14 protein-coding genes are annotated in these 17,486 nt (G+C 37.5%); 6 read left to right on the plus strand and 8 right to left on the minus strand.

Annotation, left to right across the window (positions count from 1 at the left end; genetic code table 11):
- The first annotated feature begins 71 nt into the window (after positions 1–71).
- Positions 72–1,442: an MATE family efflux transporter gene (locus tag G603_RS0108970; RefSeq protein ID WP_026670011.1), complete on the plus strand. Its 1,371-nt coding sequence runs from the start codon at positions 72–74 to the stop codon at positions 1,440–1,442.
- Here G603_RS0108970 and G603_RS0108975 read toward each other — a convergent pair.
- Together G603_RS0108975 and G603_RS19805 are read right to left on the minus strand one after the other, a co-directional pair.
- On the minus strand, positions 1,439–1,996 hold the full coding sequence (locus G603_RS0108975) for a GNAT family N-acetyltransferase (protein ID WP_026523955.1): 558 nt from the start codon (positions 1,994–1,996) through the stop codon (positions 1,439–1,441). The genes G603_RS0108970 and G603_RS0108975 overlap by 4 nt on opposite strands.
- A gap of 324 nt (positions 1,997–2,320) precedes the next feature.
- Positions 2,321–2,974, minus strand: coding sequence for a GDSL-type esterase/lipase family protein (locus G603_RS19805; RefSeq protein WP_051197674.1), 654 nt, complete (start codon positions 2,972–2,974; stop codon positions 2,321–2,323).
- 230 nt (positions 2,975–3,204) lie between these two features.
- Here G603_RS19805 and G603_RS19810 point away from each other — a divergent pair, with 230 nt between their 5' ends.
- Positions 3,205–3,450: a hypothetical protein gene (locus G603_RS19810; protein WP_035792625.1), complete on the plus strand. Its 246-nt coding sequence runs from the start codon at positions 3,205–3,207 to the stop codon at positions 3,448–3,450.
- Here the strand turns inward: G603_RS19810 and G603_RS0108990 are convergent, their stop codons facing one another.
- The 3 genes from G603_RS0108990 to G603_RS0109000 form a co-directional block, all read right to left on the minus strand.
- Positions 3,451–4,656, minus strand: a complete 1,206-nt coding sequence (locus G603_RS0108990; protein WP_026670012.1) for a replication initiation protein — start codon at positions 4,654–4,656, stop codon at positions 3,451–3,453.
- An 880-nt stretch (positions 4,657–5,536) separates the two neighbouring features.
- Complete coding sequence (locus tag G603_RS0108995; protein WP_026670013.1) at positions 5,537–6,133, minus strand: hypothetical protein; 597 nt, start codon at positions 6,131–6,133, stop codon at positions 5,537–5,539.
- Positions 6,133–6,918 carry a ParA family protein gene (locus tag G603_RS0109000; RefSeq protein WP_026523952.1) on the minus strand — a complete coding sequence of 262 codons (786 nt, stop codon included), beginning with the start codon at positions 6,916–6,918 and terminating at the stop codon, positions 6,133–6,135. Before G603_RS0109000 ends, G603_RS0108995 begins: the two co-directional genes overlap by 1 nt.
- A gap of 1,756 nt (positions 6,919–8,674) precedes the next feature.
- On the opposite strand from G603_RS0109000, the gene G603_RS0109005 reads away from it, so the two are divergent.
- The 3 genes from G603_RS0109005 (at position 8,675) to G603_RS0109015 (ending at position 11,202) form a co-directional block, all read left to right on the plus strand.
- Positions 8,675–9,040 (plus strand): hydrogenase maturation nickel metallochaperone HypA/HybF, encoded by a 366-nt coding sequence (locus G603_RS0109005; protein WP_035792628.1) that lies wholly within the window; start codon positions 8,675–8,677, stop codon positions 9,038–9,040.
- 406 nt (positions 9,041–9,446) lie between these two features.
- Positions 9,447–9,809, plus strand: coding sequence for a response regulator (locus G603_RS0109010; protein ID WP_026495631.1), 363 nt, complete (start codon positions 9,447–9,449; stop codon positions 9,807–9,809).
- A gap of 526 nt (positions 9,810–10,335) precedes the next feature.
- Positions 10,336–11,202 carry a methylenetetrahydrofolate reductase gene (locus tag G603_RS0109015; RefSeq protein WP_026670015.1) on the plus strand — a complete coding sequence of 289 codons (867 nt, stop codon included), beginning with the start codon at positions 10,336–10,338 and terminating at the stop codon, positions 11,200–11,202.
- Between the two features lie 89 nt (positions 11,203–11,291).
- Here the strand turns inward: G603_RS0109015 and G603_RS0109020 are convergent, their stop codons facing one another.
- Together G603_RS0109020 and G603_RS0109025 are read right to left on the minus strand one after the other, a co-directional pair.
- Positions 11,292–13,055 carry a methyl-accepting chemotaxis protein gene (locus G603_RS0109020; protein WP_026670016.1) on the minus strand — a complete coding sequence of 588 codons (1,764 nt, stop codon included), beginning with the start codon at positions 13,053–13,055 and terminating at the stop codon, positions 11,292–11,294.
- A gap of 15 nt (positions 13,056–13,070) precedes the next feature.
- Positions 13,071–14,375: an ABC transporter substrate-binding protein gene (locus G603_RS0109025; RefSeq protein WP_026670017.1), complete on the minus strand. Its 1,305-nt coding sequence runs from the start codon at positions 14,373–14,375 to the stop codon at positions 13,071–13,073.
- Positions 14,376–14,667: 292 nt separating this feature from the next.
- On the opposite strand from G603_RS0109025, the gene G603_RS0109030 reads away from it, so the two are divergent.
- Positions 14,668–16,341, plus strand: coding sequence for a M3 family oligoendopeptidase (locus G603_RS0109030; RefSeq protein WP_026670018.1), 1,674 nt, complete (start codon positions 14,668–14,670; stop codon positions 16,339–16,341).
- Here the strand turns inward: G603_RS0109030 and pdxR are convergent.
- The gene (pdxR, locus tag G603_RS0109035) at positions 16,338–17,423 is read right to left on the minus strand and encodes a MocR-like pyridoxine biosynthesis transcription factor PdxR (protein WP_026670019.1); all 1,086 of its coding nucleotides are present in this window, start codon (positions 17,421–17,423) and stop codon (positions 16,338–16,340) included. The genes G603_RS0109030 and pdxR overlap by 4 nt on opposite strands.
- Positions 17,424–17,486 lie beyond the last annotated feature (63 nt).

Raw genomic sequence — 17,486 nt, forward strand, 5'->3', positions numbered from 1 at the left:
AACTTACCCTCTTGCAAGTAATAAACAATACATTATAATAGGCATTCAACGACACAAATCTCGGAGGATTTATGGAACTTGATATGACCAAGGGACGCCCGCTCCCTATTATACTTAAATTCATGCTGCCTATCTTTTTAGGAAATATTTTCCAGCAATTCTACAATATGGTAGATACTATCATTGTAGGCCGTTTTGTCGGTGCTAATGCTCTGGCTGCCGTAGGCTCCACCGGTACGATTATGTTCCTGGTTCTGGGCTTTGCTCAAGGCCTTACTACAGGATTTACTGTGCTTACATCACAGAGCTATGGCGCCGGTGATTCCAGACGAGTTAAGCACAGTGTTGCTAATGGTATCATACTTTCAGCAATTGTGATAGTGCTAACTACTTTGTTAAGTGTTATTGCAATTAATCCGCTTCTTCGCATCATGAATACCCCTGATGACATTTTTGCCGATGCTTCAGCGTATATAACAACCATCTGTTATGGTATTGTAGCCAGCGTATTTTACAACCTTTTCTCTGCCTATATGCGCGCAGTTGGAAACAGCAAAACTCCGCTCTATTTCCTCATATTTTCAGCCTGTCTGAACATAGTACTGGACCTTCTTCTTATAGTGGTCTTCAAAATGGGCGTAGTTGGAGCTGCTCTTGCCACCAATATTTCACAGGGAATATCCGCTGTAATGTGTATTTATTACATATATAAGCACATTCCCTCTCTCGCACCTGATAAAAACGACTGGCATCTTGTATCTCAGGATACAAGGCATCAGCTTCGCGTAGGTCTTCCAATGGCCCTTCAGTTTGCAATAACTGCTGCAGGAACCATGATAATGCAATCCGCCATCAATCTCTTTGGATCAACAGCCGTGGCTTCATTTACAGCCGCATCCAAGCTCAGCGGTCTTCTTACACAGGAAATGCCTGCAATGGGTGCCGCAATGTCAACTTTTGCCGGCCAAAATTACGGTAATTGCGACTACGCCAGAATAAAAAAGGGTGTTCGCTCATCTATGATAGCCAACACCGTTTACGCTCTTATAGCTGCAGTAGCCGCTAATTTATTGCTGCCTACAGCACTGGGACTGTTCTTCTCAGGAAATACATCCGTGACTGAACTTTTGCCCTGGGCGAGACCATACATACAAATTTCGTCAGTATTTTATGTTCCGCTCAGCTTTATATTCATATTCAGAAATGCCATGCAGGGATGCGGTTATGGCTTCCTTCCAATGATGGGCGGAGTAATAGAATTATTTGCTCGCATGATATCCGCAATCATAGCTATGAATATCAAGAGTTATCCTCTTGCCGTAGCCTGTGATCCCATCGCCTGGATGGCAGCCGCAGTATTCACCTGCGTATGTTATATCTACGTTATCAAAGATATTCAAAGAAGATTTAGCAATCGCGCAAAACCGCAAAACGCCGTTTAAAATCTCCACAAGTTTTTGGTCATCATGATTTCATCATGATAATTACCATCCATAGTTTTAAATGCCTGAGGGATTTGTCCACAATCGACAAATCCTTTATTTTTGTACAACCTCAGGGCTCTGGCATTATCTGCGAAAACACTTAATTCTAGTCTCTCATATCCAAGATCTCCTGCACACCGTATGGCCTTATCAAGGAGATGAGCGCCGAGTCCAAGATTCCAGTATTCTTTTCGAACAACTATCTCTGCTGATGCCCTGTGCCTTGTTTTAAAGGTTAATCCTACCGGGCTTACCGAAGTTATGCCGATCACTCTGTCACCGTCGAATATCCCAATCATTATAAGGTGTTCAGCTCTTAAGTAATTTCCGATGATTTCTCCCTCTTTTTCCGGTGAATTCTCTATTTCATAGGGATATCTTGTAAGGTAGATGGTTTCACCTGCCACATCCCTTCTAAAAGCAAGAACTGCTTCTGCATCTTCCCTCTCAGGAGATCTTAAGACATATTCCTGCTCATTTTTTGTTGTGATTTTCTCTTCCTCAACACGCATTATATTTCTCCCCAAAAACTACTAAGAAAGTCCTTTTTGCTATTTGCATTGTCCCTATTTGCTACCTCAAATAGTGTTTTTGATTCATGTATGACTTAATTGTATTTGTAACAGTGCATAAAATAAGCATTTTTCACGCATCCCCAAAAACTACCTGAAAAAATCGACCTGTTTTCGATGATTTTTCTTGTTTTTTCGCTGACCAAATCGGTTAAAATGGCTTATTTAAGGCTTTTGTTACTCTTTTCATATTATAGCATAGAAAAAGGGGCGTCGCCCAGATGATTGAATCATCTAAAGCGACAACCCCTAGAATTCAATTTTTTATGCGAGGCTTGCAAATACATAATCGTCTGCTTCAACTCTCTCTGCTGAAAGATCGATTCCTGTCAGGATATCTGCCATATGTTCAGCAAACTGTGCATGTCCCTCAGCTGATAGATGTACTCCGTCGAATGCAAGATCAAGATCCCATTCACTGGCATCTGCGAAGAATATTCCAAATTCCTGAGCAATTATATCAAGCTCTGTACTGAGTCTCTTGCGCTGTGCCTCTGCTTCTTCCAAGTTTTCTTCCATATGAGGAAGTATTGCAGGAGGTGCTATAAGAAGAAATCCTGTCTTATTATCAACAAATTCTGTTCTGCCCAGCTGTCTCTCGATAAAATCTCTGATTTTTCCGGCAACAACATCTGCGTCCGGTTCTGACATATTGAGAAGATCATTGGTACCAAGCATTACAGCGAATAAATCTAACGGACTGTACTCTAATACCGATTTATCCAGTGAAAGAAGCGAATACGGATTATCGGGAACTACTCTACCATTCATACCATCAGCATAGACTCTCCATTCACCATACATCTTCTTTGAAAGGATATCTGTCCATCTTTCATTTTCCGGTAGGCGGCCACCCATCATTCCGCGAGGATCAAATCCATAGGTGTTAGAATCGCCATAAAATAGTACTTTTTTCATTCTGCTCACCTCTTTCTCTCAGTGTTTGTCCTATTCCACACAAACAATATATCATAAAAGCTATAAATAATCCGTATTTTAATAGTTTTTTTATGGTTTTCAGTGTTTTTTCCGAAATTTTTCGTGGATTTATTGATTTATACAATCAAGTGTGATATCGTTGACTTCGAATTTTTCTTTTTTTAAGAAAAAAATTTTTACAAGGGGGATGCGCTAAGCGCAATAGAACTATGACTAAAGATATTACAGTAAGTCTCGAGGATGCAGATCAGATCCGCAATTTTATCCAGATGAACACATCATCAAACTGTCAGGTAGATGTAAGAAGCGGTCACAGCTACATTGATGGAAAGTCTATTATCGGCCTTCTCTCACTCAATCTACTGAAACCGCTTAATGTTTCTCTTATTGGAGATTCTAAAAAGATCACTGCTCTTATACACCGCTACGAAGAGTGCCATTTATTAGCAGGCTGATCAATTATCAAGTAAGTCTTCTTCACTATAATTGAAGGAGCTTTGAACGTACTTACCGACTATAGAGCTATTGCCCAAACCGGCAGCTTTATAGTCGTTTTTTATTGCTGAAATCATCCAGCCAACAAAATTATCGATATTTTTGGATTTTTTGGATAATTCATAGGCTGCTTTTACCTTATCTATATCGTAATCTGCAGCTTCTGCTATAGCTCTTATCTCAGAGAATTTAATCTTCTGATCGATAATATCCTGAATCTGATCCATTACTTCCATTGAATCAATAACAGTTGTTTTATTTGCCTTTTCTTCGACTATATTAGATTTCTTAACTTTAGGATTAACATCAATAATGAATCTAATATTGACTACTTTTCCACCTCTTCCTGCTTTAACGGGTTCATAATCAAACCAGATACTGGTGGTCTCATTAAGCTCTTTTTGCGCTTTGTCCAGGGCGAATTTCTTAAAATTTCCAAATGTTTTCAATTTTCCGGCGCCGTCAAGCTTATCTGCCTGCTTCTCAATCTTGTCGTAATCAGGATTACCCTTCTTCAAAGCACTGATAATCTCAGGATCTGCCTGTGAATCGATAATTCCAAGTCTAAGCTTAAGATCAGTAAGATGATACTGAACATAATAGGGGCCGGGCCTCTTCGTAATGGCTCTCTGCCTATCCATTTCAGCCTTAAGAATCTCATATAATCTAAATGAATATACACTATTAAGCTGTACAGCCTCTGCAAGGCTCAAAACTGTATAATTACTCTGAAGATTGGTAAGATATGGGGTTATTTTATTGTTATATCTTACGTTAAGAACACCATTTTTGAAGGAAGCATCCGTAATTACGTTGATTGCTTCGATCTCCTGGGTCTCATCATTGGAATAAATGATTCGCCAATCCAATATAGATGGTTTATTCTTCGCCGGTTCTATGGCGGACTTAATATGTTCATAGAAAGAACCACCCTTAACTCCGAAGATTTTCTTAAGATCTGTACCATATATATTAGCTTCCAGGGTATTATCATCGGGATTATGCTCCGCTTTCGCTATACTGACAGCAAAAAGCTTCTGAACAAGAAGTGTTGATCTTCCCTTGGAATTAATAAGTGTATTTGCTTTTCTGTACTGTTGTGTGGATAAAAAACTTTGAATAGCAGTTGTTTCTTCTTCCATCTGCTGCTTAGATTTACGCCCCAAAACTATCTCCTTCTCCCTAATAAACAATTATTCATACCTAATTAGTACTAACTTATTATAAGTCCATTCAGGCACAAAGTAAACAAAAATCCCTCGTTTTATATAAATTATACCTAATTATTTATAATATGTCCCCCGGAACTAATAAGTAATGTAATATTGTATGTTATATTATTGTAATAACGTAATTTTGCGTTGACTATTTAAGTCAAATGGCAAATTGACCGATGCAGTACTGTCATTATTCTATCCCCAAAAACTACTAAGTAACATTGTAATCTCCCTATTTACTACTAACTAAATCAAAAATATTCCCTTTTTCTACTAAGTAATGGCTTTTTCGTACCCAATTACTACTATCTTTGCCTTTATTGTACGTTTTCCGGTCAATGAGAATATGCGTATTCATGCCTATTAGTTACCTGGAAGGATATATCTTGCCAATTTACGTTCCCAAAAACTACTAAAATAAAAAAATGATTCCCTTTTTCTACCTTAAAAAATTCTGGATATTCTATTTCCTCAGTATTTATGCGGCTTCCCTCGTTGAACTACTTTCGCTGAAAAGTACCCAATTTCTATCATTTAATACCAGATTTCTTACTTATAATCCCAAAAACTACTAAGAAAAACGCTAAAAATACCCCTTTTTCTACTTTCTAACACCATTTCTGAAAAAATAATTATCCTTTTAGGAACCATTTTTCTAATATCTTTCCCCATATCTATGCTGAAATTTAACCCCAAAACTAGATAACTTATACACAATTGCTATATAAAAAGGACCTAAAAACCGCGTATTTATCACGTTTTTAGATCCTCTAATAATAATTAATAATATGTTGTTAATTAATTAATACTGTTTAAACAACAATGTCTGTTAAAAATTTAATTGATCCATAAAGGACTTATATTTAAGGTATAATTCTTTATTTTTCTCGTAATCCTGTTCAATAAGGTTACTAATATATTGCTGATAAGAAATCTTACCTGATTGTGTCATAAAATCGACGTATGATCTAAGCTCTCCCAGTCTGATATGAAGAACACCACTGCTCTTTTCATCAGGTACAAGCGGGATTGCCTTTTTGCTTGTATGTTTAACCGGTGCAGGCTGTTCCTGAACAGGTTCCTCAGCAATAACTACAGGCTCTTCAACAATATTAACGGGTGTATTAATAATCTGTTCCTGAGGTTCCGGTTCTGCTACAACCTGAGGCGCTGTCTGTACTTGCTGAGGTTGCTCTACTACCGGAGCCGGAGCTGGCTGCTCAACTACCTGAGGCTGTGGTGCTACAGGAGCTGCTTCAACAGGCGTTTCAATAACAGGTGTATTTGTAGAAGTCGGCTTAGATGCTGGCTTTGCAGGTGCCTTCTCAACTACTGGCTTGGGTTCATTGACCTCTTCGGTCGACGGTGTTGCACCTACCATATTCTGAAAATTTCTTGCCATTGCATTCTGAAGATTCTTTTTCATTATGCTTCTCCTTTCAGAAATTCATCTACAAATTCATCATAATCCTTGGTTGCACGTGCTGTTGGTGCATAATCAAACAATGACTGATTAAGTGTCTGAGACTCTTCTACTGCTACATTCTGATGAATTTTGGTCTCATATACCTTAATTTCGTACTCTTTGGCCAGCATTTCGATACCTTCGAGCCAAATATTCGCATTGTTGGTATTTCTGGTATTAGTTACAAGAATACCTGCAACATCCAGTTCAGGATTGTTTAATCTCTCAGACATTACTGAAATCCATGAAAACAGCATATTTGCACCGTTTGTAGCAAAAGCTTCAGGTGTCATGGGAACTACTATTTTATCTGTAATAGCAAGGACATTCTGAGTGATTAAAGCCAACGTAGGGCTACAATCGATAATACAGAAGTCATAAGTCTTATTAAGCTTGTTTAATGCCCTTTTAAGCATGAATTCACGTGATGTAACGCCAGAATAGTCAAGATCTGCTGATGTAAACTCAATACCACCTATAATAAGGTCTATATTGTCGCCTACAGGAATGAGTGTTTCGTTGATATCTGCGCCTGCCTCGCCCTTTTCTGTCTTAAATACGTCAGAAAGTGTAGCTGCAGGTATATTATAAAGATCAATTCCGGCTGCCTGGCTAAGATTTTCCTGCGGATCTGAGTCAATCATAAGGACTTTATAGCCTCTTTTAGCCAATCCGGCCGATAACGCATAAGTAGATGTGGTTTTTGCAACTCCACCCTTTTGGTTGCAAAATGCAATTATTTTCATACTTCCTCCCATAAAAACTAAATATTGTCCTGTTACATAGTAACATTGATGAAAAGCTGTGTAAAGATATTTATATCATGATAACAAGAAAACATTGTAAAAAAGGTTCATTATATATAAGTACACAAATATATTTATAAAAATGGATAAGTGTATTTATGTATAAATATATTAGTAAATAAAGATATAAATATAATATGATAATAATCTATCACGATAAAAATATAAACATAGATAATGATATATATTGACAATAGTACAATAATATAATACTACAAAAATATAATGATATAAAGACATCAATTAAATAATGATGGCGAAATATCATAATATAAATATACATATATAATAATATAGCGATATAAAATGATGTAATGATACTGAGTATAAATACATCAAAACAACATAACATCATTGTGCTTCGACATCAGGTTTCTAAGGGGAGCGAATGTATAATGACATCATGATGTATAGATGTAACGATTATAGCACAATAAAATAAATGGGCAAAATTGACATGAATGAGACAGTAAACAAAGCAAAAATACGCCATAATCATGATGTAATGACATCATGATAGATACAATATAAACGTCAAAATGGATTCAATAAGTTATAAACGAGCATAAATTGTACATATTTGCCGCTTTGCTGTTTTGAGATAAATAAAGAGATCAGTGGTCCATCCGGACGCTATAAAGGAGCAAAATTGATATATAAACATAGAAATAACTTTACATAATGATGTCATGCTGTAATGATGTGCATATAAAATATAATGCTCAAATACATCATGACATCAATATACCATGATGTAATTATGCTATCACAACAGCTAAATATATACATCATGATATAATGAAGTGGATATATACATATATCAATATATTAATAAGTCAGAAATAAATGATGTAGCAATATAAATGTAAAATGATATTATTATTTAATGATATAAATATAAAAGTATATAAATACATATATAAAACATAATAGCATGATAAATTAGTATATAAATGAAAATATATAATAATATTATTATATAAAAATATAAATATAGTAATATTTCAAAATAAAAATATATAAGTAAATAAAAATATCAAAATATAATTATAAATAGATATTTTGTTATCAAAATATAAATGTATTTATATAGTATTAATTCAAAATATAAATATATTTGTATAACAAAATGAATAAATATATTGCGGTTTAAACAACGTGATGATATAATATAAATATATAAATTTATCATTTATATGAGTTAATTATTTGGCTGTAAAAACAGGATAAAATCTGCGGAAAAATCCTGAAAAAAAATCACAGGATTTGCCCTGATTTTTAAATAAGATTTCTGGGACCGGGTGAGTTAGATCCAGGGGAGTGAAATTCATAGAGAAAATTTAGAAAAAAATCGTGAATTTTGCCCAGAAATTTAAGAAAAAACAGTATTCAATATTTTCATAATTGCATACAATTTAAACACTTTGCTTTGAATAACGTTAGTTATAATTACATTTAGCTTGAAAATTATATAAGTATCAAAATTATTGTATTGTGTTTTACTTAACTATGAATAATATTGACTATATCAGACAATGAGTAATAATATCGTATGATATTATTTATACATAGATATAATCATAAGAAAAGAGTACTATAATAAGTATTAATGCATACATAAATGAACAGTATATTCCATTGACTTTAATAGTCATTGGATTTTTTTATGCAAATATTGTACAAAAGGGGATTAGTGATGCATGAGCTTAGCTACATCCTGGATATCATAAATTCTGTCCAGGAAGTGAAAGAAAAAGAGAATTTATTAGAAATAAAGAAAATCGTAGTCGATGTAGGACAAATGAGCGGCGTGGTGCCGTTTTATTTAAATAAATACTATGATGAGGCCATAAAAGGGACCTTTTTGGAGCATACAGAGCTAATTACTAATGAAGTAGAAGTAAAAATATTATGTGAAAGCTGTGGAAAAGAGTATACTCCTGACAAAGAAAATCGATATAGATGTCCCGCCTGTGGTGAACGAAAAGGTAAGTTGATCCAAGGTAAGGGTATTATAATTAAAGAAATAGTAGTAGAAGACGACGATAACATGCATCAATAGAAGTAAAAGACATTATTTAATATGAAATAATTGTGGTAAATGACAAAGATAATATAAAGAAACAGCAGGAAAAGGTGATAATAATAATCAGACAGAATATAAATACATCGATATGACAATAGAGAACGATGAATAGATGTACATATGAAAATATTGATTGGTATATTGTTACATATGTATCATGATTACATGATGTATTGATGTCATTATATATAGTTACAAAGGCATCATAGTTTAGAAATATTTATGAAATGCAACGAAATTTTATCATTTTTTAATTGTTTGAACGACGATAAGGCGTTTTCTTTTCCGAATTGTATGATAAAATAGAAAATGTATTTAAGAGAATTACCGGAGACGGAAATTACCTAAATCTAATCCGGAATAGAAAATATGGAGGTTCAAAATGGCTAAGAGAATACTTATTACAGATGATGCCGCTTTTATGCGCATGATGCTGAAAGACATTCTGACTAAGGGCGGATACGAGATTGCTGGTGAGGCCGAGAATGGCAAAATAGCAATCGACAAGTATAATGAGCTTAAGCCTGATCTTGTAACTCTTGATATTACCATGCCGGAGCTTGATGGAATCGGTGCTCTTAAAGGAATTAAGGCAGCTGATCCCAATGCTTGCTGCATTATGTGCTCTGCAATGGGTCAGCAGGCAATGGTTATTGAATCAATTCAGGCCGGTGCGAAGGACTTTATTGTTAAGCCGTTCCAGGCAGACCGTGTACTCGAGGCTGTTAAGAAGGCTATAGGCTGAGTACAAAACCAAGTGAAGATTAAGAGCCTAGGATCCTTGTGATTCTAGGCTTTTTGTCATGTTATAAATATTACATAAACACAATATAAACATATAGTTAATTAGCATCTATGCAATATCTTGTGAAAAAATATTTTTGAAACAAAATGGCTTAACAAAGGGCTTTTTGTCAGATGTTAAATATGTTCAAGAAAATAGCACTAATATTTTTTATGTATACACCGATATAATAATTAGCAACGGAAAGCTCCTGTTTCCATGGATGGGAAACGACATGGAAACAGGATTTTTTTGCCCTTTTTTAGGGCCGTTGCAGTGATCAAAGGATGGATCGCAAGCTTGATAACCATAGAGAAGACTGCCAGGCTGCCCCCTGGCAGTCTTCACGTTTATAATTAATTAGATGGCGAAAACCAAGGAATGATACAGAATGTTAAGTGTTGTTTTCATGGAAAAATCGCATAAATAGTGCATTTTTCAGAAACTATGATAGAATATCCTTTAAGAAAAAAGGAGGAGTCAGATAATGGGCAGTATATTAGACAAGTATCAACCCGGAAAAACAGTATTATCCTGTGAAATTTTTCCGCCGAAAAAAGAGGAAGAATTCCTTAATATACAAAGTAAATTAGACAAAATCAGTGAGATCAGACCTGATTTCATAAGTATTACATATGGAGCCGGAGGTTCTAATGCCGGTAAGGCAGTTGAGATTGCTAATTATGCTAAAAATTCGGCCAAATTAGAGGTTGTTTCTCATATAACCAGTGTTGGATTCACAAAAGAGAAATTAGACGCCGGATTGGCCAAATTTAAAGAAATCGGTATAGATAATGTGCTTGTACTTCGAGGAGACAGACCTAAGGCCATGACCGATGAAGAGTTCGCTCAGAGGGATTTCCTTCACGCAAGCGACATGGCACAGTACATCAAATCGGCAGGCATGGATTTTACCATGGTTGGTGCATGCTATCCCCACAGACATCCGGAAGCAGCTTCTGATGAGATTGATGTAATGAACACCAAAATAAAAGTTGACTGTGGATGTCAGGTACTTATATCGCAGTTATTCTTCGATAATAGCTACTTTTTAAGGCTTATTGATAAATTACATGACCTTGGTGTAAAAGCGCCTGTATCGGCCGGAATAATGCCAATTACAAGCGCAAAACAGCTTGGTACCACAGTAACATTATCAGGAACAACCGTACCTGAGGAATTATCATCAATTATTTCCAAATATGGTGAAAATCCTGCAGAAATGAGAAAATACGGTGTAGACTACGCAATCAGACAGGCACAGGACCTTAAAGAGAGAGGCGTAGACGGTATACATCTGTATATCATGAATAAGCCCGAGCTTGCTGAAGAGATGTTTGCAGCACTCAGATAAAAAACGAACGCCATTCTCTATAACTGCTATAGAGAATGGCGTTAATTAATTATTAAATCAATACTCTGTCGGGTCGAATTAAATCGTATTTACAGATTTGTGAATTTCTCAGTAGTATCATTAAGCTGCTCAGTAACTTCGGTGTTTTTATTGATAGCTTGTGATATTTTTTTGATACCACCAACAATTTCGTTGGAACTTTCTGCGGACATTGAGATGGCTTTTGAACTCTCACCGATGGAATTAGTAATAGCTTCGATGGATTCTACCATCTCAGTCATAATCTCGTTAAGGTTGTCTGCCTTAGATGAGAAGGATGTCAGCATATCATCCATAATATCCGCTGTATGCTCATATTTTTCTCCTGTATTAACGAATTCATCATAATCATCAAGGACAGTTCCGTTGATGTAATCAAGGGCATCCTGAGCGTTTTTCGCAAGGGCATTAACGGCATCTGTAACTTCATTACTGATATCCTGAATATTTGCAGCTGTCTGTCTGCTGTTATCTGCCAGGGAGCTGATCTCTGTAGCAACAACAGCGAATCCCTTGCCGGCTTCACCGGCTCTTGCAGCCTCGATTGAAGCGTTAAGAGCAAGAAGATTGGTCTGCGATGCGATATCCAGGATAACCTTAGTAAGCTCATTGATCTGACCAACTTTTTCAGAATCCTTAACAGATTTGGTAAGAGTCTCAGAGAGTTGCGACATCTGCTCGCCTGCATCGGATTTTTTGTTGGTTACGCGAAGCTTTAGCTCGTTAGCCTCCTGTTTAATTGTAATGGCGGTTTCAGTACCTTCTGCAGCCTCATCAGTGATTGCCTGTACTGCGTCTTTAACAGAGTCAACCTTTCCGTTGATTGATCTTACTGTATCGGCAAGAGTCTCCATATTTGCGGAAAGCTCTTCAAGAGCGGCGGATGTGCTTGTTACGTTATCATCAGCAACCTGAAGCTGAGAAGCAACTTCTTCTGAAGACGATGTCAGAATCTCGGAACCATTTCGCACATCGCGCATGATTAGCTGCAATGTCTCGATAAAATGATTGATACCGGTTGTTATGAAAAGCAATTCTGACTTGGTCTTAGTCTTGATTCTGGCTGTAAGATCACCATTTCCGGCCTCGATATTTGTAATCATTACGTTAACTTCATCTGCAATATTGCGGATCTTTCTTACAATATTCTTGTAGCTTATTAAGAAGTTGAGGATAAGTAGTACCAAAGTAATGATAATACCGACCATAGCAAGTAAATTACCGCTTTGTAACAGCTGATTCATGGTAGCCTTTGTATTTGATGCGGAATCTTCAATTGCCTGATCCAGAGTCTTGGTGGAGTGGAATATAGCAATTTTCTGAATCTCAGCCTTGTCAAAGAGCACTTTGTACGCTGAATCCTTATCGCCTGCATCGCACTTTGCTATAGCATTGTCGATAAGTGCTATGAGTCTTGAATACTGAACAGTTATTTCATCAATCTGAGCGGTAGCCTCTTCATTATCTTTGTTTGCAAAATCCTGCTTTAACAATTCAATGTCGGCAGTAACTGCCTGCTTTACGGCATCTATCTGAGGCTTTAAAGCTTCTTTTGTTTCATCTGCATCTGCAGAGATATAGCCGGTTGTCTGATCATAGAGTGACATTACATCTGATTTAAGCTGCGCTTCGTGTTGTGTCAGAGCCATCATCGAGTCAAACATAGAAATACTGCTGGTTGTCGACTTTTTCATGGATGTCATAACAAGTGCTATTACACAGATGAATGCTACCAGCATCAGGAGATTCAGAGCGGATAGCTGAAATAAGATAGAATTGAATTTACTGACTTTTACATTTGTATTATTTTCCACAATCCTCACCTCCTCTTATAATTTTGAGTACCATTCGGTAGCTATATCCTTAAGTTCCTGTACAAATCCCGCAGCATCGGTAGTTCCGGATGCGTAATTGAAAAATGCGAAGGAAAAACCGTTCTGTCCCAGGCCTTCCGGCATGTTCATCCAGTGCCAGTTAGAAGTTTTCCCTGCTGAAATATAGCTGGAAATAACCTTTGCGAAAGGATCGGATGCTACATATTTACAATCCTTGAAAGGACTTACAAAACCCGCCTTTTCTACAAGTATCTGCTGAGCACTGTCTTCTGAGCACCACTGGAGGAAAGCCTTGGAGGTTTCTACATCGCCTTCCTTTATTACAGCCCACCAGGAAGGAGCACTGGTAAGGATTGTGTCCATTCCATCCTGGAAAGCGTAAGGAAGCATTCCTACTTCAAAATTACCTGCTGCAGCGTAGGCATCGGAATCATCGCCGGTCATTGTGGCACCTATCCAGGAACCCTGTGTGACAAAGGCGTATTTTCCTGAAGCAAATCCTAGTACCTGATCGTTGTAAGCAGGCTGTGTAAGGACTGCAGAATCAGAATACTGATTGAAAAGACCAATCATTTCTGCATATGCATTTATTCGCTCTTCGTCGAACTGGCCGCCGTTATTTAAAAGATCAATATATGTTGTATCTGTTCTGGCAAGACCTGAATCTATATATGCGCCCATAATGTGGTTTCCTGCGGACCAGCCAACCTCTGTAGGTTCAGCGCAGTAACCGATTACAGCAGTAAGACCAAGCTCACTCTTTTTTGAATCCAAAGTTTCAAAAGCAGCCTTCATACTTTCAGGGCCTGTTATTGTGGCAGGGTCAATACCTGCTTTATTCAGAATGTCAGCGTTATAAGCAAGGCCTATTGCCTCAGTTGTGTAGGGGAAGCCAATAACTCCGTATGTGGAATCGGAATAGGCTGCGTCAGTTCGTGAAGCCCAGTTCTGATCGCTGAGATCAACCAGAAGACCGTCCCAGTTTTCAAATCCTGATGCTTCACAGGCTATAATGTCAGGCATCTGATCTGAGAGGTAGTATCCCTTCAGAGTAGCTTGAGCGTCTACGCCTGACTGAACGCTGATCACATTGACTGTAATCCCGGTTTCTGCCTTATATTGAGCAGCAAGTTCCTCCAGCTGAGAAGAAACTTCGCTTTTGATGTTTAGGAGAGTTATCTCCTGACCTGAATTATCTACTTCTTCTGATACTTCTGACTCTGCTCCTTTTCCGCAGCCAGAAGCCATAAAACATAGTAAAATAGCGGTAATCAGAGCAATTAGTTTATTAAACTTCATTTTCACAAACCTCCGATTCATGAATATACTACGCCTACATAATTATTATAGGTGTCGTGTAGTCGTACCACCTAATAAAAAGTTTATAAATAAATAATATAGCGTGAATAAAATGATGACGAGATACAAAAATATAATGATGTCATTACATCAAAACAACACAAAAAATAAAAACAAATCGCAATTGAAAAATCCAATCAACACTTGTGTCTAATCCGCATAAATACTATAATTAGACTTGTTTTGCAGAGTGGCAAAATAGAAAGTGTATTAGAAAGTTGAGGACCTGAATATGAAATTATCAGAGATGCCATACAAACGTGTGGATATGGATGAAGTGAAAAGCTTTTTTGATAAACTGATCGCTGACAGCAAGGCTGCAAAAAGCGGAGAAGAGCAGTTTGAACTTCACAGAAAATACTATGAATTTACCGGAGATGTTTATACTAACATCATCATCGGTGTTTTCAGACATGATATCGATACTACAGAGGAGTTTTATGCAAAAGAAAACGACTATATCGACGAGATTTCTCCTGTAATATCACAGTATGTAAATGAGTATAAAAAAGTGCTTTACGCATCACCTTACAGAGATTATCTGGAGTCAAAGATTGGCAAGGTAGCATTCAAAAACATGGAGTTATCAATGAAATCCATTGATGAGAAGATCCTTCCCCTTATGCAGGAGGAAAATGCACTTATTTCCAGATACGACAAGATCATTGCATCCGCAAAGATTCCTTTTGACGGAGAGGAGTACAATATATCCCTGCTTCGCAAATTCCTGACAAACAGCGACAGAGATACCAGAAAACGTGCATGGAAGGCACTCAGTGAGTACTTTTTATCTGTTACAGACGAGATTGATGACATCTATGATCAGCTTGTAAAAAACAGAACAAAACAGGCAAAAGAGCTGGGTTATGACAATTTCATCGAGCTTGGCTACAACAGAATGACCAGAAACTCCTACAGAAGACCTGAGGTTGAGAATTTCAGAAAGCAGGTTAAGGAATCCTTCGTACCTCTTGTTAAAAAGATCCAGGAAAAGAGAAAGGGTCAGATCGGTGTAGATGAGCTTAAATACTACGATAATGACGTATTTTTCAAAAACGGTAATCCGGAACCCACAGGAACACCTGAGGAGATCATGGAAGCCGGACTTAAGATGTATAGGGAGCTTTCACCTGAGACAGCAGAATTCTTCGATTTCATGACTGAAAACGAGCTTTTTGATGTTCTTGGCAGAAAGACCAAGAAGCAGGGCGGTTATATGAATTATCTTCCTAAGTACAAGGCGCCCATTATTTTTGCTAATTTCAACGGAACAAGCGGTGACGTTGATGTTATTACACATGAGTGCGGACATGCATTCCAGGGCTATGTGACCAGAAATGACGAGATTATCGAGCATAATGACCTTACAATGGAGACAGCAGAGATTCACTCCATGTCCATGGAATACTTCACCTATGGCTGGATGGATAAGTTCTTTGGCGACAGATCAGAGGATTATCTCAAGATGCACCTTCAGGATTCAATAACCTTCATTCCTTACGGATGCATGGTTGATGAGTTCCAGCACATAGTTTATGAAAAGCCGGAGATGACTCCCGTTGAGAGAAAAGCTGTATGGAAGGAGCTGGAGAAGACCTACAGACCCTGGCTTGACTTCGACGGAGACGAGTTCTTCGATGAAGGCGGTTTCTGGCAGAAGCAGGGCCACATCTTCTGGAATCCTTTCTATTACATCGATTATGTACTTGCAAGCGTAGTAGCAATGCAGTTCAAGGTATGGATGGATAAGGATTACAAAGATGCATGGAACCATTATCTTGAGCTTTGTAAGCTGTCTGTAAGCGACTTCTACGAGACAGAGCTTGAAAAAGTTAACTTAAAGAGCCCCTTCAAGGATGGCACCATAGCTGAACTTGCAGAGATGATGGAGTCAAAACTTGACTAATCTGCACGATTTTTACGATTTTGACGTCTGACTTTGTTTATATGACGCTCAAAATCACCACTATCCAAAAGATTTGCGATTGCCAGCTGTTCCAATGTAGGAACGGGGCATTCGTAGAAGCCTGTCCTTTCCCCAAACAAACTTAGTAGTTTTTGGGGAAGGACCATATAGGCGCATCGGATATAGCTTCCGATAGTTCTTGTAAAAGTATTTATGTATATCACGCGGCCATTTTCGTCCAATGAAAATATCGTTTCCTCAGGCTTTCTGCTGGGGGTAAATTCCGATTCAAAGTCATCTTCAATTATTGTCCCGTCACATTTTTTGCTCCATTTGAGGTATTCTCTCTTTTTGGAGGCAGAAGCAGTTACACCGCTGGGAAAGCTTCTGTAAGGAGTAATATGAAGGATTTTCATGTCTCCTGACCATAATTCGTCACTTTCTATTCCGTCTGAGCCAAGCTTAAGCATTCTGATATTTGCTCCGCCTGCTGTGTAAACCTTGGCAATTTTCTGATATGAAGGGCTTTCTACACCATAAACAATGTCTCTGCCAAAGGTCTGAACAATAAGGCTGTAGAGATATTCTGCGCCGGCGCCTATGATGATCTGATCAGGTGAAACCTCTACACGTCGGCTTCTTTCAAGATAATCAGCTATGGCTGTGCGAAGCTGCGGTAGGCCTGTTTTGGGGGATTTTTCCATGATATAAGGACCGTATTCACTCAGAACGCGGCGAACGGTCTTGGCATAAATAGAGTAGGAAAAACTAAGAGGATTATCTTCTGTAGAGCTTACCGGCGGAATATTTTGAGGAAAAAAAGACCTTCCGGAGCCGGAAGAAGCACCCACATAGATGTCCTTATCATCAAAAGTGACAAAATAACCGCTTTTTTCCTGGGGCATGATATAACCCTCTTCAGTAAGAAGTTCATAAGCATGTTCCACAGTGATAACGCTTACTCCGTGGTTTTCAGCCATTACTCGTTTAGAGGGCAGTTTTGAGCCTTTTGTGAAGCGTCCCTCAATGATATCATCTTTGACCTGTTCGTAAATAGTTAGATAACGTTTTTCTTTTTTCATAATCTGGTTATATAAAATTTTCCAAAACTGATATTTTTAATGCTACCAGTTTGATGATATATT

Source organism: Butyrivibrio sp. AE3006 (assembly GCF_000424165.1).
Lineage (GTDB): Bacteria > Bacillota > Clostridia > Lachnospirales > Lachnospiraceae > Butyrivibrio.